The 18,053-nt window shown below is 61.6% G+C and carries 15 protein-coding genes; 11 read left to right on the top strand and 4 right to left on the bottom strand.

Annotated elements, in window-relative coordinates; translation table 11 throughout:
• Both NKH33_RS03390 and apnL read left to right on the top strand, forming a co-directional pair.
• Positions 1-1,035 (top strand): Gfo/Idh/MocA family protein, encoded by a 1,035-nt coding sequence (locus tag NKH33_RS03390; RefSeq protein ID WP_352767585.1) that lies wholly within the window; start codon positions 1-3, stop codon positions 1,033-1,035.
• The gene (gene apnL / locus NKH33_RS03385) at positions 1,032-2,939 is read left to right on the top strand and encodes a D-apionate lactonase (RefSeq protein ID WP_352918190.1); all 1,908 of its coding nucleotides are present in this window, start codon (positions 1,032-1,034) and stop codon (positions 2,937-2,939) included. Before NKH33_RS03390 ends, apnL begins: the two co-directional genes overlap by 4 nt.
• A 76-nt stretch (positions 2,940-3,015) precedes the next feature.
• Here the strand turns inward: apnL and NKH33_RS03380 are convergent, their stop codons facing one another.
• Both NKH33_RS03380 and NKH33_RS03375 read right to left on the bottom strand, forming a co-directional pair.
• On the bottom strand, positions 3,016-3,984 hold the full coding sequence (locus NKH33_RS03380; RefSeq protein WP_352918189.1) for a GlxA family transcriptional regulator: 969 nt from the start codon (positions 3,982-3,984) through the stop codon (positions 3,016-3,018).
• Positions 3,985-4,288: 304 nt separating this feature from the next.
• A complete protein-coding gene (locus NKH33_RS03375) occupies positions 4,289-5,002 on the bottom strand; it encodes a transcriptional regulator NanR (RefSeq protein ID WP_292663135.1) in 714 nt (237 codons plus the stop codon).
• Between the two features lie 181 nt (positions 5,003-5,183).
• On the opposite strand from NKH33_RS03375, the gene oiaX reads away from it, so the two are divergent.
• Entirely contained in the window at positions 5,184-6,446 is a 1,263-nt protein-coding gene (oiaX, locus tag NKH33_RS03370; RefSeq protein WP_352469595.1) for a 3-oxo-isoapionate-4-phosphate decarboxylase OiaX, read from the top strand.
• A 4-nt stretch (positions 6,447-6,450) separates the two neighbouring features.
• Complete coding sequence (locus NKH33_RS03365; protein ID WP_352469596.1) at positions 6,451-7,785, top strand: four-carbon acid sugar kinase family protein; 1,335 nt, start codon at positions 6,451-6,453, stop codon at positions 7,783-7,785.
• A 109-nt stretch (positions 7,786-7,894) separates the two neighbouring features.
• On the opposite strand, the gene NKH33_RS03360 is transcribed toward NKH33_RS03365, so the two are convergent.
• A complete protein-coding gene (locus NKH33_RS03360) occupies positions 7,895-8,392 on the bottom strand; it encodes a hypothetical protein (protein ID WP_352741965.1) in 498 nt (165 codons plus the stop codon).
• A 282-nt stretch (positions 8,393-8,674) separates the two neighbouring features.
• On the opposite strand from NKH33_RS03360, the gene NKH33_RS03355 reads away from it, so the two are divergent.
• The 3 genes from NKH33_RS03355 (at position 8,675) to NKH33_RS03345 (ending at position 12,454) form a co-directional block, all read left to right on the top strand.
• On the top strand, positions 8,675-10,192 hold the full coding sequence (locus tag NKH33_RS03355) for a S10 family peptidase (protein WP_352818039.1): 1,518 nt from the start codon (positions 8,675-8,677) through the stop codon (positions 10,190-10,192).
• A gap of 148 nt (positions 10,193-10,340) precedes the next feature.
• Entirely contained in the window at positions 10,341-11,783 is a 1,443-nt protein-coding gene (locus NKH33_RS03350) for a sensor histidine kinase (protein WP_352918187.1), read from the top strand.
• The gene (locus tag NKH33_RS03345; RefSeq protein ID WP_352448141.1) at positions 11,780-12,454 is read left to right on the top strand and encodes a LuxR C-terminal-related transcriptional regulator; all 675 of its coding nucleotides are present in this window, start codon (positions 11,780-11,782) and stop codon (positions 12,452-12,454) included. The genes NKH33_RS03350 and NKH33_RS03345 overlap by 4 nt, the downstream gene beginning before the upstream one ends.
• Positions 12,455-12,493: 39 nt before the next feature.
• Here NKH33_RS03345 and NKH33_RS03340 read toward each other — a convergent pair whose 3' ends face one another.
• Positions 12,494-12,934, bottom strand: a complete 441-nt coding sequence (locus NKH33_RS03340; RefSeq protein WP_352918185.1) for a hypothetical protein — start codon at positions 12,932-12,934, stop codon at positions 12,494-12,496.
• 893 nt (positions 12,935-13,827) lie between these two features.
• On the opposite strand from NKH33_RS03340, the gene NKH33_RS03335 reads away from it, so the two are divergent.
• From NKH33_RS03335 to NKH33_RS03320, 4 genes are all read left to right on the top strand, one after another.
• Positions 13,828-14,832, top strand: a complete 1,005-nt coding sequence (locus tag NKH33_RS03335) for a LacI family DNA-binding transcriptional regulator (protein ID WP_352918183.1) — start codon at positions 13,828-13,830, stop codon at positions 14,830-14,832.
• Positions 14,833-14,905: 73 nt separating this feature from the next.
• Positions 14,906-16,261: an ABC transporter substrate-binding protein gene (locus NKH33_RS03330; protein ID WP_023675491.1), complete on the top strand. Its 1,356-nt coding sequence runs from the start codon at positions 14,906-14,908 to the stop codon at positions 16,259-16,261.
• 12 nt (positions 16,262-16,273) lie between these two features.
• Positions 16,274-17,209: a carbohydrate ABC transporter permease gene (locus NKH33_RS03325; RefSeq protein WP_352767192.1), complete on the top strand. Its 936-nt coding sequence runs from the start codon at positions 16,274-16,276 to the stop codon at positions 17,207-17,209.
• Entirely contained in the window at positions 17,202-18,044 is an 843-nt protein-coding gene (locus tag NKH33_RS03320) for a carbohydrate ABC transporter permease (protein ID WP_352682611.1), read from the top strand. Before NKH33_RS03325 ends, NKH33_RS03320 begins: the two co-directional genes overlap by 8 nt.
• Positions 18,045-18,053 lie beyond the last annotated feature (9 nt).

The following is an 18,053-nucleotide window of genomic DNA, read 5'->3' as shown; positions in this document are numbered from 1 at the left end:
ATGGCGGAACTGCGTGGAGCGCTGATCGGCTGCGGCTTCTTTGCCATCAACCAGATGCATGCCTGGCGCGATATAGAGGGCGCCTCGATCACCGCCATCTGCGACCGCGATCCGGACCGGCTACGGATCATTGGCGACCAGTTCGGGGTCGCACGGCGCTATACCGACGCGGCAGCGCTGTTTGCCGGCGAAAGGCTGGATTTCGTCGACATCGCCACCACGGCACCAAGCCACAGAATGCTCGTGGAGATGGCGGCGCAGCACGGCGTTCCGGCAATCTGCCAAAAACCGTTTGCGCCGACGCTTGCCGACGCCAAGGCGATGGTAAAGGCCTGTGCTGACGCCGGCGTGCCGCTGATGGTGCATGAGAATTTTCGCTGGCAGTCGCCGATCCAGGCGGTGCGTACCGTGCTCGACAGCGGCGAAATCGGCACCCCCTTTTTCGGACGGATCTCGTTCCGCTCTGCCTATGACGTGTTTTCCGGCCAGCCTTATCTGGCGACGGGAAAGCGCTTCATCATCGAGGATCTGGGTATCCACATCCTCGACATAGCCCGCTTCCTGCTGGGCGACGTCTCGACCGTCACTGCGCGAACGGCGCGCATCAATCCCGGCATTGCCGGCGAGGACGTTGCGACGATGCTGATGGACCACACGGGCGGCGCCACTTCCGTGGTCGACTGCAGCTACGCGAGCAAGCTCGCTACCGAGCCGTTTCCGGAGACGCTGATCGAGATCGACGGCAGCGACGGCACGATCCGGCTGGCGCAGGGCTACCGGCTCACCGTCACCGGCAGGAGCGGGACAGCTGTGAGCGACGTCTCGCCACCGCTGCTGGCCTGGGCATCACGGCCGTGGCACAACATCCAGGAAAGCGTCGTCGCCATTCAAAAGCATTGGGTCGACTGCCTGACCAAGGGAACCGAGCCCGCGACCTCGGGCGCGGACAACCTCAAGACATTAGCGCTGGTCGAGGCTGCGTACGCTGGCGCCGCAAGCCGGGAGCCGGTGCAACTCGACGCCTTGCTGAAATGACAGCCGACGCCTTCCTCCTCTACGGCACACGTGCCGTTGAAGCCGAACCGGTCAGGCTGCGCGCCGGCGCGCTGACGGCGGACTTCGTCAACGGCAATCTGCGCACCATCCGGCATGGCGGCACCGAGGTTCTGCGCGCCGTCGCCTTCATCGTCAGGGATCGCGACTGGGGCACCTACGAGCCGGCGCTCACCGATTTAATCATCGACCAGGGCGATGACGCTTTCTTCGTCAGCTATTCGGCAGGTTGCTTCGGACCAGAGGGAAGCCGGCTCGACTTCCGTGCGACCATCAAGGGCTCGGCCGATGGCCAGCTGATCTTCGACGTGAGCGCTCTTCCCGACAACGATTTCGAGACCAATCGCTGCGGCTTCTGCATCCTGCATCCAATTGCCGGGCTGGCCGGCAGCCCGGTCACGGTCGAGCATACCGATGGCAGCGTGGTCGCGACGCGGCTTCCGGAGCTGATCGATCCCTGGCAGCCTTTCAAGGATCTGCGGGCGATCACCTATGAGGTCCGGCCGGGCGTCACCGCCGAATGCCGGATGCAAGGCGACATTTTCGAGATGGAGGACCAGCGCAACTGGTCGGATGCCTCCTACAAGACCTATGTCCGGCCGCTCGCGCTGCCATGGCCCTATGTGCTGCCTGCCGGCAAGACCTTCCGCCAGACCACTAGTTTGCGGATAGAGGGTCGCGGGAAAGTGCCGGCCGCTGCGGCAATCGCGGAACCAATTCGCGTCACGCTCGGCCAAGCCGGACCGGCGCTGCCGGATGTTGGCGTGATCATCTACCCGGATGAGGTCGAGGCGGCGCTGGGCAAGCTGCCGATGCTGTGCGAGCTTGGTCCGCAGCAATTGATGTTCCACTACGACCCGACGCGTGGCCATGGGCTCGACGCCTTGCGATCCTACGCCCGGCTCGCCGCCGCCTATCCGGTCCGGACAACGCTCGAATGTGTCATTGCCGGCGACGGCGATCTCGACGCCGAGCTTTCAGGCGTCGCCGACAGGGTGCGCCAGGCCGGGCTCAAGCTTTCGGCCATTGCCGTCTCGCCCTCGGTCGACCGGCAGTCGACGCCACCGGGCAGCGCGTGGCCGCACTGCCCGCCGCTCGAAGACGTCTACGCCGCGGCGCGGCGCGCCTTTCCCGACAGCCGCCTCGGCGGCGGCATGTTCAGCTATTTCACCGAACTCAATCGCAAGCGTGTGCCGGCCGACCTGCTCGATTTCGTCACGCATTGCACCTGCCCGATCGTGCACGCCGCCGACGATCTCAGCGTCATGCAATCGCTGGAGGCATTGCCTTTCATCACGGCGTCAGTACGAACGATCTTCGGAACAATACCTTATCGGATCGGGCCGTCGACCATTGCCATGCGCCAGAACCCTTATGGCGGCGCGACCAAGGCTAATCCTGACGGTCAGCGCATTGCCATGGCCAACCGCGACCCTCGCCATGCCGGGCTGTTCGGGGCCGCATGGACGATCGGCTATGCCGCGCGCGTTGCGCCGGCCGGGCTCGAAATGCTGACGCTCTGCAGCTTCACCGGACCATTCGGCGTGCTGGCCTCGTCGGGCGAACCTGTCAAAGAAGGTACACCCCGGCCGATTTTCCACGCGGTGAAAGGACTTTGCGATCTGGCCGGCCATGCGCATGTGGCGGCGACAACGACCGATGAGACGCGGGTGCTGGCACTGGCCGGCCACTCCCAGACAGGCAAGATCATCGTCTGGCTGGCGAACCTTACTCCGGACGACCTTCCAGTCGATGTTTCCGGGCTCGGCTCCGATCGGGGTCCTCTGAAGATCTGGGATGGACGAACGTCACGCCAGATTCAGCGCGACGCGTCGGGCCGAGACCGTCTTGTCATGACGCCCTACGCAATCGTCCGGATTGGCTGAAGTCACGCCGGGGTTCATGAATCGCCGCAGTTCCGCAGCGGTTGCCCGTAGCCGCAGCACTTCCGCTGCCGACTTGTCACCGGACTTGCTTTCGAAACTCGCCTGGTGCCATTCCAGTTGTCTTGGAAAAAAGACGGCTGAACGAAGCGACGTCCTGATATCCCACCCGATAGCAGATTTCTGAGACGCTCAGTTTCGTTTCCTCAAGCATGGACCTTGCCAACTCCAGCCGCCTTTCCTGGATCCATTTTCCCGGCGTTGTCTGGAGCTCGTCGAAAACCCTGCGAGACAGGGTTCGCGAAGACATTGCCAATTCGGTTGCAAGAAATTTCAAATCGATTTCTGACATCTTGTCTTTCGAGAGCTCGCGCAGCTTGTTCTCGAATGGGCTGGCCTCGTTCGAAATTTTGTCGAGAGGAAATTCGTAGGGACTCTGGAATTTGCGCGGCGGAGGAAGAACCAGAAGTTTTCGAATGATCCGTTCTTCCTTCTCGAAGCCCAGATCGATCAGCAAAGCCCTGGCGAGTTCGAATCCGGAAAACCCGCCTCCACATGTGTAAAGGCGGTCCTGGCGAATGAGCAGGCGGGAAGCGTCCCATCGCACTTGCGGAAACCGGCGGCTTGCCTCGTTCTTCAGCCACCAGGATATCGTTGCGCGCTTGCCGTCCAACAATCCCGAAGTGGCGAGCAGATAACACGCGCCGCAATGTGCTGCGATGATTGCGTCCTGCTGCTGCGCGAGCGCGATCAGCGGTTTTGAATGCTCACTCTCCTCGTCGAGCGAGCGCAGAAGCTCCGGAATCTCGACACCCGGCATGGCAATGAGAATCAGGACATCCATTTTCCGGGATGGTTGAGCCTTTGTCGGGAAGGAAATTCCGGTGCTCGATGCCGACGGCGCGCTCCTTGAAACGAACTCACAGGAGAGAACCTGCGAACGGCAGACGTCATTCACAAGCTGAAACATTTCCACGAGCGTCGAGACGACGGCCGAATAGAAATTCGACGGCAGCCAGATCACAACGTGGAGGCCCCTGTCAGCCATTGCGGTACTCCAGTATCGTTCTCGGATGGCAAGCCTAGCATAGTCTTTGCAAGAATTGCCAATCCCAGAACAAGCGCGGCGCCTCCAGGAGGGCCTATGCGGGCTTGCTGACGAAAGCGGGCCGCGGAAATCCATGGCTGGGAAGATGCAAATGCTGAAATCGTTGAATGAAAACACGCGGCACATACATCGGATTCAGACGCAACAGAAAACTGCGTCGGTCCGGGCTCAGGCTGATCTGTGGTCAGTCAGTAGGCCGAGAGCAAGGTGCCGGCCGCTGCGGTCGGGACCTTGCTCTTGATTTTCAGCTGCCGGAGTTCATCACGTAAAGCGCACGCGAGCGTTCGAGGTGCTTGATCATCGCCTTCTCGGCGCCATCCGCATCCTTGGCCTCGATGCGTCCGATGATCTCTTCGTGCTCGGTCAGCGTGAACTTTTCCTTGCCAGTCCAGATCAGCATTTCGGTGTGGTATTCCTTTAGCCAGCCAAGCATTGCCTCGCTGACGGCGACATAGATCGGATTGCCGGATATTGCCGCGATCTGGGTGTGGAATTTCATGTCGGCGGATATAAAGGCTTCCGAGTCGCCACGATGGCTGCGCTGCTCGGCAACCGTTGCCCGCAACCGCTGCACGTCCTCGGCGGTTGCCTTCTCCGCGGCTTCCCTGACCATGCCGCGCTCGAAGAAGATACGCGCGTTCTTGAGGTGCTCCAGCGTGTCCTTCGACGACGACAGGATGATCTTGGCGGCACCGTCGACCTGTTTGATGATCGACTTGGCGGTCAGCTGCAGCACTTTCGCCCGCTCGCCATGCGAGATCGCGACAAGGCCCATATTGCTCAACGCCTGCATTGCCTCGCGGATCGCCGGCCTGCCGACCTCGAAGCGCTCCATCAATTCGCGCTCCGACGGCATGTCGTCACCCGGCAGCAATTCGCCGCTGGTGATCAGGCGCTTCAGTCTCAAGAATACTTCGTCGGAAAGCTTGCGCCGGACGATCGGCTCCGAACGGTTCATCGTCGCGAATCACTCCTTTGACCGGCCCCTATCTAGCATTTCCGCCGTGAATTCCGGAACGCCTGCTGCCGGCTCGCCCTTACCGCCAAGCCGGATAGGGCTTGCAAAGCTTATGTACTCATTATACCAGATTTCAAGGGCCAAGGAACCTTTTTCGAACCACCCGGCAGGCCGCGCGAATATGATTGTTCTCACCTATCGCATCGAAACGCCGGGCAATATCGAGGCGCTGGCGGCCAAGATCGCAAGCGACCAGTCGACCGGAACCTTCGTCGCGCTGGCCGGCGAGACCGAAGAGCTCAAGGCCAGGGTCGCAGCGCGAGTCCTGGCGATACGGCATCTGCCGGATGCGGATCGGCCGTCTCTTCCCGAAACCGGTCCCGAAGCGCGCAACGGCCCGGTCAAGCGCGCCGACGTCGACATCGCCTTTCCGCTGGACGCCATCGGCACCGACCTGTCGGCGCTGATGACCATCGTCATCGGCGGCACCTTTTCGATCAAGGGCCTGTCCGGCATTCGTGTCGTCGACATGAGGCTGCCCGAGGAGTACCGGGGCGCGCATCCGGGCCCGCAATTCGGCGTCACGGGCAGCCGCAGGCTGACCGGTGTCGTGGATCGTCCGATCATCGGGACCATCGTCAAGCCGGCGCTGGGACTCCGCCCGTACGAGACGGCCGCAATGGTGCAAGAGCTGATTGCGGCCGGCGTCGACTTCATCAAGGACGACGAGAAGCTGATGAGCCCGGCCTATTCGCCGCTGTCGGAGCGGGTGAGGGCAATCATGCCGCTGATCCTCGACCACGAGCAGAAGACCGGTAAGAAGGTCATGTATGCCTTCGGCATTTCACATGCCGATCCCGACGAGATGATGCGAAACCACGATCTGGTGGCAAAGGCCGGCGGCAATTGCGCGGTGGTCAATATCAATTCGATCGGTTTCGGCGGCATGGCTTACCTTCGAAAACGCTCCAGCCTTGTGCTCCATGCCCACCGCAATGGCTGGGACATTCTCACCCGTCATCCCGGCCTTGGCATGGATTTCAAGGTCTGGCAGCAGTTCTGGCGGCTGCTCGGCGTCGACCAGTTCCAGATCAACGGCATCGCCTCAAAATACTGGGAACCCGACTGGTCCTTCGTCGAATCCTTCAAGGCGGTGACCACGCCGATCTTTTCGCCGGCCGATTGCGCATTGCCGGTCGCCGGCTCCGGCCAGTGGGGCGGGCAGGCGCCTGAAACCTTCCAGCGAACCGGCCGGACGGTCGATCTTCTCTATCTCTGCGGCGGTGGCATCGTCAGCCACCCGGACGGGCCGGGCGCCGGCGTGCGCGCCGTGCAGCAGGCCTGGCAGGCGGCGGTCCAGGACATTTCGTTGGCGGATTATGCCTTGAGCCATGTCGAGCTGGCGCGGTCGATCGAGAAGTTCGGCGGCGGCGAGGCGGCCTGACGCCATGCAAAACCTGCTTCTGAGTTACTATGGCGACGACCTGACCGGCTCGACCGACGTTATGGAGGCGCTCGAGCTCGGCGGCGTGCCGACCGTCCTGTTCATGCGCCAGCCGGACGAGGCGCTGCTTTCGCAATTTGCGCATTGCCGCGCCCTTGGGCTGGCCGGCACCAGCCGCAGCGAGACGCCGCAGTGGATGGACACGCATCTGCGAGATGCCTTCGCCTGGCTGAAGACCGTCAACGCCGAGATCTGCCACTACAAGGTCTGCTCGACCTTCGATTCCAGCCCGGCAATCGGCAGCATCGGCCGGGCGATCGAAATCGGCCGCTCGGTTTTCCGGCAAGAGGGCGTGCCGCTGGTGGTCGGCGCGCCGCAGCTGAAGCGCTACACCGCCTTCGGTCATCTGTTCGCGGCCTATCGCGAAAAATATTTCCGCATCGACCGCCATCCCGTGATGAGCCGCCATCCGACCACGCCGATGGACGAATCCGACCTGCTGATCCATCTGTCGCGCCAGACCAGCCTCGCCTCGGGCCTGGTCGACCTGGCGACGCTGCAGTCTGCGTCGCGGTCGAAAGCATTCGACCGGCTTGTGGAGAATGGCTCAGGTATTGTGCTTGTCGATGTCGATAGCCTGGAAACCCAGGCACTTGCCGGCAAGGAGATTTGGCGCGCTCGCAAGCCGGGCGGTTATTTCGTCGTCGGCTCTTCAGGCATCGAATATGCCTTGCTGGTCGAATGGGCAGCGAACCGGATCGTGGATACCAAATCCGCCTTTTCGCCGCCGGGCGCTGCCGACAGGATCGCCGTGGTCTCGGGGAGCTGCTCGCCGACGACGGAACGACAGATCCGTTATGCTCTGGCCGACGGCTTCGACGGGATCGAGCTCGACCCAGTCGAACTGGTTTCTGAGGCTTCGAACGACGCGATTGCGCGCGCGGTGGCAACCGGCCGCTCCAGCCTACGGGCCGGGCGCAGCGTCATCCTCTACACCGCGCTCGGGCCTGCGGCCGACCGCGGTGCAGAAATCGATCTCCGGGAAGGCGCCCGCCATAAGCTCGGCCACGGCCTTGGCGAGGTTCTCCGCGAACTGACGCTTCAAGAGAAGCTACTGCGCGTGGTCATCGCCGGCGGCGACACGTCGAGCCATGCACTTGGCCAGATGGGCGTAGACGCGCTGACTGTGCGAATGCCGCTGCCGGCATCGCCGGGCTCGCCACTTTGTGTGGCGCATTCAAGCATTAAGGCGATCGATGGGCTGGAAATTGCCCTCAAGGGTGGGCAGGTCGGAACCGACCGCTATTTCTCCGCTATTCGCGATGGGGTCGGCGGTTGAGAGCGGGGAATGTCAGGTCAAATCGGTGATGCTCGATCGGGATCGAGGATACTAGCCGGCAAACCAGAAATCTCAGGCGTTCAGATCAGCGGCAATGCCACTCATCACGCTATCTGCCCATTGTCCTGCCTGGATGATACTGACGGGCGTAGGCGACACAGGCGTCTACCGTGCTGACACAGAGCGCATCGCGGTTGTTCGGCAGGTTGTTGTCGCCGGCGTAGGCAACCTCGGCAACATGACCGTCAACCATTCGAATTTGCGTGTTGCAATAGCCGCCGGGGGCGACGTTGACGGAACCTCCCAGCGCCGGGACCGGGCCAATGGCCACGGTCGGAACGACAATGTTGAGATTGCCGCGTTGAACGACGCGCTGATAGGTCCAGATCTGGCCGGATTTGCCGACATCGGCAGTGGCGGTCGGAAAGCCGGCGCACATTCGAACGTCCGCCTCGCTAAGGCCGACCATCTCCCTGCGGGCTGCCGCCGCCGTGGCGTCTTCCTTCGCAGTGCTCGACGTGTCGTCGGGCATGACGCAGGAAGACAGGATGGCGGCGCTTGCCGATAGAAGGAGAAAGGCAAGCTTTCGGGTGTGGAAAGATGTCATACCAACTTCGGATTGCACGGGAGCCCCGAATGCCAACCTAGGAAGTGGGCCAATCGAGTCAACCGGCAGAAAATTCACGAAGTCGTTTGGTCCGCCAATCCGCCGCACGCATCTGCTGGAAGAGGTTGAGGCTGCTGCCGTGACCCTCGCGCCCTATCTTCCGCCTGGGCATCGGATTTCCAAATCCGACCCCTCTTCTTGTCAGATGTACTGGCGCACGGTGCTGTGACTTTGGTTCGGCCGACGGTGTGCTAGTTTCCAGCCAATTGCTCCGGAGACGTCATGCCTATCAAGCTGCAAGAAATCGCCCTCGCTCTTCTGCTGTTGGTTGCCGGAGTTGGGGTGGGTCACGCGGAGACGGCCCAGCGGCCGCCGCCCACAGGCGGGGTTCTCTCGCTCCTGCCACCGCCGCAGACTTCCGATCATTCGATCGTCATAGCCGGACGCACGCTCGATTACGAGGCCAAGGCCGGCACGCTGTCATTGCCGTCCGGCAAAGGCGATATCACCGCCGAGATTTTCTACGTCGCCTATGCACTGCATTCCGGGAAAGAAACGGGACCGGATCCGCGGCGCCCGATCACCTTCGTGTTCAATGGCGGTCCGGGAGCAGCTTCCGCTTATCTTCATCTCGGCGCGCTCGGTCCGCGGGTCCTGGCGACGGCGGCCGATGGAAGTTTCCTGCCGCCGCCGCAGAGGCTGTTCGACAACCCCGACACTTGGCTCGACATGACCGACCTGGTCTTTGTGGACCCTGTTGGAACCGGTTACAGCCGTGAAGCGCCCGGCACAGAAGCACACAGCTTCTGGGGCGTCAGCCAGGACGTCGCGTCGATAGGCGCGTTTATCCGGCTCTATCTGGCGCAGACGAACCGTACGGCATCGCCTGTCTTCCTGGCTGGCGAAAGCTATGGCGGCTTTCGAGCAGCATTGCTCGCCAGGAAGCTTCAGGAAGACATCGGCATCAGCCCGAGTGGCGTCGTGCTGATTTCGCCGGCGCTCGAATTCACGCTGGTGCGCCCAGACGAGTTCCAGCCGCTCCACTGGGCGCTGGAACTGCCGTCGCTGGCGGCAGTGCGCCTACACAGCGAAGGCGTTTCCGGCCCGGCCCTGCAGGAGCGGCTGGCGGAAGTCGAACGCTATGCGCTCGGCGATTATCTGGCCGCGCTGGCCGGTGGGCTGGAGCAGGGTGGACGCCTGGCGAGCCAGCGTGTCGCCGCAATCACCGGTCTGCCGCTCGATCTCGTCCAGCGGCACTTTGCACGCATTCCCATAGGGCTGTTCGCCAAGGAGTTTGCACGGGCAAAGGGCAATGTTCTCAGCGCCTATGACGGCAACATCGCGACAGCGGACGTGGCGCCAGAGAGCCTGGGAGTCGAGGGTCCCGATCCGGTGCTCGACCGAAGCGTGCCGGCGCTCACCTCCGCTTTCGTCGGCTATGTGCGTGATGAATTGAACTTCCGCACGGATATCAGCTATCGGCTTCTCAACCGTGAAGTCAGCGGCAATTGGGACTATGGGACGAGCGCGACGCGTCAGGGCTATGCGGGTGTCATGGACGACCTTCAACAGGCGCGCGTGCTAAACCCCAGCCTCGGCGTGCTGATCGTCAACGGCTACAGCGACCTGGTGACGCCGTACATGGGCTCGCGCTACCTGCTTGGTCAAATTCCTTCGCTTGCCGGCGCAAAGCCCATTCGCACCGAGGTGCTGGAGGGCGGGCACATGATGTATCTGAGGCCGGATGGACGGGCGGCACTGAAGCAGGCCGCGTCCGAGCTTTACCGAACGACGCAATGAGACGGTTTGCCCAAAAAAGCGCCGGATACGCTGTTCGCCCTCTCATCAGGCCCTAGTTCCATCGCGATTGATCGGTTACACACCTAGGATGGCGTCTTTCAGCGACGTTCGACAACGGATTAGCCGGCTCTCCAGAATCGCGCCACTGGTGCGGCGTGCTGCCGAGCGGGCCATTCGGAACACCAAGCCACACAGGCTGACAAGCCTTGTTGACCGTTGGAATGCGCTGTCGCTGGCAACGCAGTTCCTGCTCGCGGGCGGTCTATTTTCCCTGTCAGCCATGGTGGTGGTGGGGATTTCCGTCACGAACCATATAGAAACCGTGGTCACGCAGAATTCGGCTTCCGCAACGGCTCTTTACGTGGACAGCGTCATCGCGCCGCTGCTTCCGGATATGCGCAAGAGCGAAGTGCTCGACGAGAGCGTCGCCCACGCGCTCGATGAAACGCTGGGACAAGGGGCACTCGGCACAAGGCTCGAATCCTTCAAGCTCTGGCGTCGCGACGGAACCATCCTGTATTCGACCGACAAGACATTGATCGGCAAGCGCTTTGAACCCAGCGACAATCTCCGGGCGGCATTCGCAGGCCAAATGGTCTCGGAGTTCGACAAGCTGGACGATTCGGACAGCGAGGCCGAAAGGGCCAGCGGCTTGCATCTTCTCGAGATCTACAATCCGGTGCTGCAGCCATGGTCAGGGGAAGTGGTGGCCGTTTCAGAATTCTACGAGGTCGCCACTGATTTTGAAAGAAACCTGCATCAGGCACTCATTCGAACCTGGCTGGACGTTGCCGCCGTCACAGCGGCCTTCTTTCTCGGGCTGTCGGCAATCGTGTTCCGTGGCAGCCGCATGATCAGTTCGCAGAGCCGCTCGTTGAAGCAGCGCATTGCCGAGCTTTCCGATCTGCTTGCGCAAAACAGACTGTTGAGGCTGCGGGTGCAGCGTGCCTCGCAGCGTGCCACCGCACTTAACGAACGCTATCTCAGGCGCATCGGTGCGGACTTGCACGATGGCCCGGCGCAATTGGTTGCTCTCGCGGCGCTGGGGATCGACAGCCCCGTCATTGCCGATCCCGCTACGCCGCAATCGAAGCGTGCACAGGAATTGCTGGCCATCAAAGCACATCTGGACGATGCCATGCGCGAGATCAGGAGCATCAGCAAGGGCCTTGTCCTGCCGCATATCGAGCATGCCGAACTGGGTGAAATTCTCCAGCTTGCCGTACGGGCGCACGAAGAACGAACCGGCGTCAAAGTGACACTATCGATGACCGGCGGCCATGCGCCATTGTCGCCGGCGGCCAAGATCTGCATCTTCCGCTTCGTCCAGGAGGCGCTGAACAATGGATTCCGTCATGCCGGAGGTGAAGGTCAGTCGGTCGAGAAACATTTCGACGGCGAGCGCGTTTGTATCGAAGTGGCCGACGCCGGCGCCGGCTTTGACCCGCAAATCGTGCGTCCCGAGAGGCTGGGACTCGTAGGGCTGCGCGAGCGGGTGGAAAGCCTCGGGGGCCAGTTTGCCGTAACTTCCTCACAGAGTGGCACAGTCGTAAGAATGGCCCTCAACATCGTTGAAATGGGGCAGACATGACAGTAGCCATCAAGCTCGCCATCGTCGACGACCACCCGCTGTTCAGGGAAGGCGTTGTGCGCACGCTCGATCAGATCGGCGGGTTCGAGATCGTCGGTGAAGGAAGCAGCAGAGACGATGCCCTGCGGATAATCGAAGACCAGCGGCCCGACATTCTGCTGATGGACATCTCGGTTCCTGGAGGTGGCCTTGGCGTGATCGGACCGGCCCTTGAGCGGCATCCGGCACTGAAAATTGTGATGCTGACCGTTTCGGAAGAAAACCAGCACGTGATGACCGCGTTGCAGAGCGGGGCAAGGGGCTATGTTCTGAAGGGGGTCGGGTCGAGGACGTTGGCTGCGATCCTGCGCACGGTAGCGTCGGGCGAACGATATGTCTGTCCACAATTGTCGGCGCGCCTGTTGGCCGATCTCTCGGCTCAATCAAAAGAGCCGGCGAAAGCTGACGGACTTGCCGACCTCACCAGCCGCGAAAGGGAGATCCTGACGCTGGTTGCCGCGGGACTGAGCAACAAGCGGATCGGGCTTCGGCTGAACCTCCATGAAAAGACGATAAAGCACCACATGACGCGAATCCTGGCCAAGCTCAACGTCAGCAACAGGACCGAAGCTGCCATGACCTTGCGCGACGCGACTGAGCGCCGCCATCCGCCTGTTCGCGATCATGCTTGAGCCGAAATTGCCGCACTGCGCGGCCATGTGAACTGGCCCTCAGTTGATCATTCCAAGCAACCTGTCCCGATCGGAACGCGTCGCCAGGCGCCGAATGATGATGCGGCCCTCGGCATCCCGCATTTCATATTGGTCGCTGTCGATGCGTTCGCTGAGTCCGTTCGAATGCACCACGCCAATGCTCGGGCCGCTCACCTCGACCCGGTCTCCTGTGGATGCGTTGACAAAGAGTTTTGGCTTGCTATCGGGGTTTACCGCAGGGGCGGGATCAGGGAGATTGTCGTCCTGCGACTTTGCTTTGCCCTTGCCGGCACCAGCGTTCGAGTTCGAATTGCCGGAGTTTCCACCCGAATTGCCCGAATTCCCGTTCCCGTTCCCGTTCCCGCCATTGCCGTTGCCGTTCCCGCCATCTTTGGCCCAGGCAGCCTGCGGGCCATCGAACACGACGCGATAGGGGCTTACGACGAGAATGAAGGTCAAGACGACTACAGAAATGCCGACACGACGTCCTCGTGAAGATCCGGTCCTTCGTTTCCGGGTCGTCATCAATGAACTTGCCCGTCGCATGTCGGAACTCCCCTTAATCATACGGCTCTGTCGTACTGCCTCCTGTTCGAATTCGTGTGATGCTTAAAACAATGGTTTGCGTCCGGAACGTCAAGGCCCACCAGTCCCACGATGGTAACTGGTGGGTCTCGCTAGCGCAGGAAGGGACTATTTACTGCGCAAGTCTTTTGCCTTCCTTTGGTTGCGTCTCTCCGCGGTAGCGCCGACTTCCACCGTCAGCCAACAATAAATCCAATGGCCGCGACCCCGAAACACAGGCCAAATAACGGAAAAAGCAGCCAACGTGCCTGGTGAATGCTCGGGTCCATGGCGGCCTCCTGTAACAGTCGGCATCGCAACGGGGCTCCTCGGAACTCAGTTCCTGAAACTCTCGCATTTCGGGCTTTTGCGATAGCAGCCTCGGACCAAAGTTTGGCTGTGCGGGTCCTTGGTCGATAGGCTTACAGACTGAAGTCCCAATGCCAGGAGCCTGCCCTGCATTCGGCGACCTTTGTGTCCAACTGGCAGCTGCGATCCACCGCCCCTTCGAATGCTTTGCGTTTCTGGCTCTATGGCAGCAACGCCGTTGGTCTACTGCCGCATCGTTGAAACGCCACCAATGCAGACCCATATGCGAATTGCGTCGGATGTCTCCTCCCATTGCGTCCGGCGCGTTCCCCTCTGGAGGTTATAGACCTTCACACTTGGCCGGGCTTAACAACCCGGCCTTTTCTTTTGGCATTTGTATAATCGCCTGATGGCCCTAGTTTGCGAGACATCGGTAAAATCGATTTGCAAATGCATTCAAGTGCCCATAGCCTGTCACCATGAGCACGATTTCCAAAGTTGCCACGCGAGCGGGCGTGTCGCGCACGACCGTGTCGCATGTCATCAACCATGCGGACCGGGTATCGAAATCGCTGCGTGAGCGCGTACAAGCGGCGATCGACGAACTCGGCTACACCCCGAACCCGCAGGCGCAGAGCCTGCGCACCGGCCGTACCAACATTATCGCGATGCTGATCCCGGACATCCGCAACCCGTTCTATCCGGAGCTGGTGAAAACGGCGCAGTCGACGCTCGAAGTGGTCGGCCTCGACATGCTGATCTTCAACACCGACGTGCCGGGCGGACATTCACAGGATCACGGCCGCGAGTATTTGCGCCAGATCGGTCGCAAGCGGGTCGACGGCGTCATCGTTGCCGACTTCGCGCTGCACGGCATGCACAGCGAACTGCTCAGCCTCGATCTGCCCGCCGTCTTCATCGGCCATCTGCCGAACCATGCTGTCGACAGCGTCCAGCTGGACGATTTCGGCGGCGGCTATCTGATGGGCGAGTATCTGGCGAAGAGGGGCCATCGCCGCGTCGCCCATGTCACCGGGCCATCCTTTTTCAAGGAGGCGATGGCGCGCGCCGCCGGTTTCGAAAAAGGGCTCGCCGACAATGGCGTGCCAATCTCCGCCGATCTGCGGTTCGAGGGAAGCTATCTTGCCCCGTCAGGGCGGGAAGCGGTCACCTGGCTCAGGGAGAAGCACGGCGGAAACCTGCCGTCGGCGATGTTCTTCGCCAATTATCTGATGGCCTCCGGTGCGCTGACCGAATTCTACGACCATGGGATCAATATCCCTCAGGATATCGCCATCGCAGTCTTCGATGACCTGCCTCAACTGGAATATGTCAGGCCGAAGCTGACCTGTGTCGGCAACAGTCCGACAATGCTTGCCAAGCGCGCCACGGAAATGCTGCTCGAACGGCTGGGCGGCAAAGTCGAGGGCGCGCCGCGCACCGAAGTGATCCCATGCGCGTTGAGCCCATTCGACAGCGCGTGACGCCAGATGCCGGCAAAGGGAACGGAGGTCCCTTCGCCAACGTTCGACCGAACAACATCCAAGGGAGGAATTGATGACTGACAAAACGACCCGCGACCGGCCATTGGCCAGCCTGAATCGCCGTCGGCTGATCCAGGGCGGCGCCACTTTCGCTGCCGCCGGCCTCACAGGCTTCCCGTTCATCAACAGGATGGCCGTGCGCGCTCAGGAAGCGCCGCTGAAATTCTGGCAGTTCTATGCGCCTGGCGGAGACGTGAAGCCGCAGGTCCAGTGGTTCGAGAAGCTGGTGGCCGACTGGAACGACGGCCACGACCAGAAGGTCGAGCTCGAATATGTCGTCAACAGCGAGTACATCTCCGGTTCCAAGCTGGCAACGGCCTTCGCGTCGGGCGAGGGTCCTGACATCTTCCTCATCAGCCCCGGCGATTTCCTGCGTTATTACAATGGCGGCGTGCTTGCCGACCTGACGCCGCATATCGAGGATGCCGCCAAAGCCGATTTCCCGGAAAGCGTCATCGCCAACCGCATGGTGGACGGCAAGATCTACGGTGTGCCGATGGAAGTCGAGCCGATGGCCTTCTACTATTCGGTCAAAGCCTTCGAGGATGCAAAGCTCAACGAGAACGACGTGCCGAAGACCTGGGACGAGCTGTTGGCGGTCGCCAAAAAGCTGACGACGCCCAGTCGCTACGGCGTGCTGTTCGAAACGACTCCCGGCTATTACCAGAACTTCACCTGGTATCCGTTCCTGTGGCAGGGCGGCGGCGAATTCCAGGGCAAGGACGGCAAGAGCGCCTTCGATTCGCCGGCCACCGTCCAGGCGCTGAAACTCTGGCAGGATGCCATCAATACCGGCGTGGCGCCGCGTCAAGTGGTCGGCGGTGGTTTCGACATAGTCGCCAATCTCGGGGCAGGGCTGTGCGCCATGCAGAACTGCGGCATCTGGGGCATTTCGGCGATGGACAACAACGCCAAGGACGTGCCCTACGGCATCTTCAAATTGCCGACGCCGGCCAATGGCAAATACGTCACTGTCGGCGGCGGCTGGGCCTTCGTCGCCAATGCCGGGGGCAAGAACCCAGATGCCTCCGCCCAGTTCTGCGCCTGGGCGCTGGCCTCGATGGACCAGGCCTCGATCGACCGTGTCGTCAACTGGTGCACGGTCGCCAAGAGCGACATGCCGCCGCGCAACAGCGCGCTGAAGGCCGGCGCCGATGTCTTCAGCACGGGCAAGTTCGGCACCTTCGCCAAGGAGATCCACCCGGGAACGCGTGCCGAGCCGCGGGTTCCGCCGGAGGCGTACAAGATCATCTCCGACGCCATCCAGTCGGCACAGCTTGGCGGGGTTGATGCCCAGCAGGCGGCGACGACGGCCAGTCAGCAACTCGATGCGTTCCTCGCTTCCTATTCCGGCGCGCCGATCCTTTAGGCCCTTTCCAGCATGGATCAGTTGAAACCGCCAGCCGCGGGCGCGAATTCCGCCCGCGGCCTCACCGCCAAGCAAAGGGAGCGCTGCGCCGCATGGCTGTTCGTCCTGCCCGATGCGGTTGGCCTACTGGTGTTCGTCGGCGTGCCGATGCTGCTGTCGCTCGCCGTCGGGTTCTTCGAGGTCAACGGCTTCGGCGGCTACAGGTTCGTCGGGTTCGGCAATTACAGGCGCATGTGGGGCGACCCGCTGTTCTGGTCGTCCGTGAAGGTGACGGTAGCCTATGCCGTCATGCTGGTGCCGGCGCTCTACGTCGCCGGACTGGGACTGGCGCTTCTGGTGCAGAAGACCAACCGCTTCAACGCGGTCATGCGCTCGATGTTCTTTGCGCCGCAGATGGTCAGCCTGGTCGTGGTGGCGCTCGTGTGGCAGCTCATGCTGGTCGAAAAGGTCGGCATCGTCAGCCGGCTGGCGCCGCTCGTCGGTCTCGGCGGAATTTCGCTGCTCGGCGATCCAAATCTGGCGCTGTTCACGCTGGTGCTGGTCAGCGTCTGGTTCCTGATGGGTTTCTACATGCTGATCTTCCTCGGCGGGCTCCAGGACATCCCGGCAGAGTACTACGAAGCCGCAAAGATCGACGGTGCCGGGCCGGTGACAAGCTTCTGGTACATTACTTTGCCCTTGCTTAAGCCGACCAGCTTCTTCGTCCTCCTGGTCTCGCTCGTCGCGGCTGTCGCCGGCGGCCAGGTCTTCGACCTGATCTATGTGATGACCAAAGGCGGGCCGGTCAATTCGACCTCGGTGCTGATCATCTACATCTACAAGCAGGCGTTCCAGTTCGGCGCCTTCGGCTATGCATCGGCAATGGCATCGCTGCTGGTGCTGGCGCTGATGCTGGTCACGGTCTTCTTCTTCGTGCTGACGCGCGGCGGACGTTTCGAGCATGACTGACGGCCGAACTCATTCCGGCCGTTCGCAGATACGAGCGGCGAGGCTTGCCTGGATGCTGGCGACCGCAGCGCTTGGCCTGATGACGGTGTTCCCGCTTGTCTGGATGCTGGTCATCTCGCTCAAGCCGGCGAGCGACGTCTTCACGCCGAGCCTCATTCCGGAACGGCCGACGCTCGGCAATTTCCTCTATGTGCTGACCGAGGTGCCGTTCCTGCGCTATCTCTTCAATTCGTTCTTTGTGTCGGCCACAGTAACCGTCGCTGCGCTGTTCTTCCATTCGATGGCCGGCTATTCGCTCGCACGGCTGCGTTTTCCGGGCCGCGACATTCTGTTCCTCGCCATGTTCTCGACCTTCCTGGTGTCGCTGCCAGTAATCATCGTGCCGCTGTTCATTTTGACGCGGACGCTGCACATGTTGGACAGCTATGCCGGGCTGATCATTCCGGCGATCTTCAACGCGTTCGGCATCTTTCTGCTCAGGCAATACTACCTGTCGCTGCCCAGGGAACTGGAAGAAGCCGCGATCATGGACGGCGCCGGCTACTGGCGCATCTATTGGAGCATCATCCTGCCGCTCAGCCGGCCGATCCTGTCGGCACTGGCGATCCTGTTCTTCCTCGCCAACTGGAACGCTTTCCTGTGGCCGTTGACGATCACATCGGACCTCAACCTCTGGGTGGTGCAGGTAGCCATTGCGAACTTCAAGAGCCAGTACGCCGCCGCCTGGAATTATGTCATGGCCGCCTCGACCATCGTCGCCGTGCCGATGCTGGTCCTCTTCGTGATCTTCCAGCGCCAGATCATGGAATCCATCAAGACAAGCGGCCTGAAATAACCGCTGAAG

Origin of the sequence: Mesorhizobium sp. M1182, from assembly GCF_040318335.1 — a bacterium.
Lineage (GTDB): Bacteria > Pseudomonadota > Alphaproteobacteria > Rhizobiales > Rhizobiaceae > Mesorhizobium.
Note: the sequence above shows the minus strand (reverse complement) of the source record. Positions and strands in the feature narration are given on the sequence as shown.

Excerpts from the sequence above, each read along its gene's own strand:
- NKH33_RS03355 (WP_352818039.1), top strand. The coding sequence starts at position 8,675 with ATGCCTATCAAGCTGCAAGAAATCGCCCTCGCTCTTCTGCTGTTGGTT.
- NKH33_RS03360 (WP_352741965.1), bottom strand. The coding sequence starts at position 8,392 with ATGACATCTTTCCACACCCGAAAGCTTGCCTTTCTCCTTCTATCGGCA.
- NKH33_RS03335 (WP_352918183.1), top strand. The coding sequence starts at position 13,828 with ATGAGCACGATTTCCAAAGTTGCCACGCGAGCGGGCGTGTCGCGCACG.
- NKH33_RS03380 (WP_352918189.1), bottom strand. The coding sequence starts at position 3,984 with ATGGCTGACAGGGGCCTCCACGTTGTGATCTGGCTGCCGTCGAATTTC.
- NKH33_RS03390 (WP_352767585.1), top strand. The coding sequence starts at position 1 with ATGGCGGAACTGCGTGGAGCGCTGATCGGCTGCGGCTTCTTTGCCATC.
- NKH33_RS03325 (WP_352767192.1), top strand. The coding sequence starts at position 16,274 with ATGGATCAGTTGAAACCGCCAGCCGCGGGCGCGAATTCCGCCCGCGGC.
- NKH33_RS03330 (WP_023675491.1), top strand. The coding sequence starts at position 14,906 with ATGACTGACAAAACGACCCGCGACCGGCCATTGGCCAGCCTGAATCGC.
- NKH33_RS03320 (WP_352682611.1), top strand. The coding sequence starts at position 17,202 with ATGACTGACGGCCGAACTCATTCCGGCCGTTCGCAGATACGAGCGGCG.
- oiaX (WP_352469595.1), top strand. The coding sequence starts at position 5,184 with ATGATTGTTCTCACCTATCGCATCGAAACGCCGGGCAATATCGAGGCG.
- NKH33_RS03365 (WP_352469596.1), top strand. The coding sequence starts at position 6,451 with ATGCAAAACCTGCTTCTGAGTTACTATGGCGACGACCTGACCGGCTCG.
- NKH33_RS03375 (WP_292663135.1), bottom strand. The coding sequence starts at position 5,002 with ATGAACCGTTCGGAGCCGATCGTCCGGCGCAAGCTTTCCGACGAAGTA.
- NKH33_RS03345 (WP_352448141.1), top strand. The coding sequence starts at position 11,780 with ATGACAGTAGCCATCAAGCTCGCCATCGTCGACGACCACCCGCTGTTC.
- apnL (WP_352918190.1), top strand. The coding sequence starts at position 1,032 with ATGACAGCCGACGCCTTCCTCCTCTACGGCACACGTGCCGTTGAAGCC.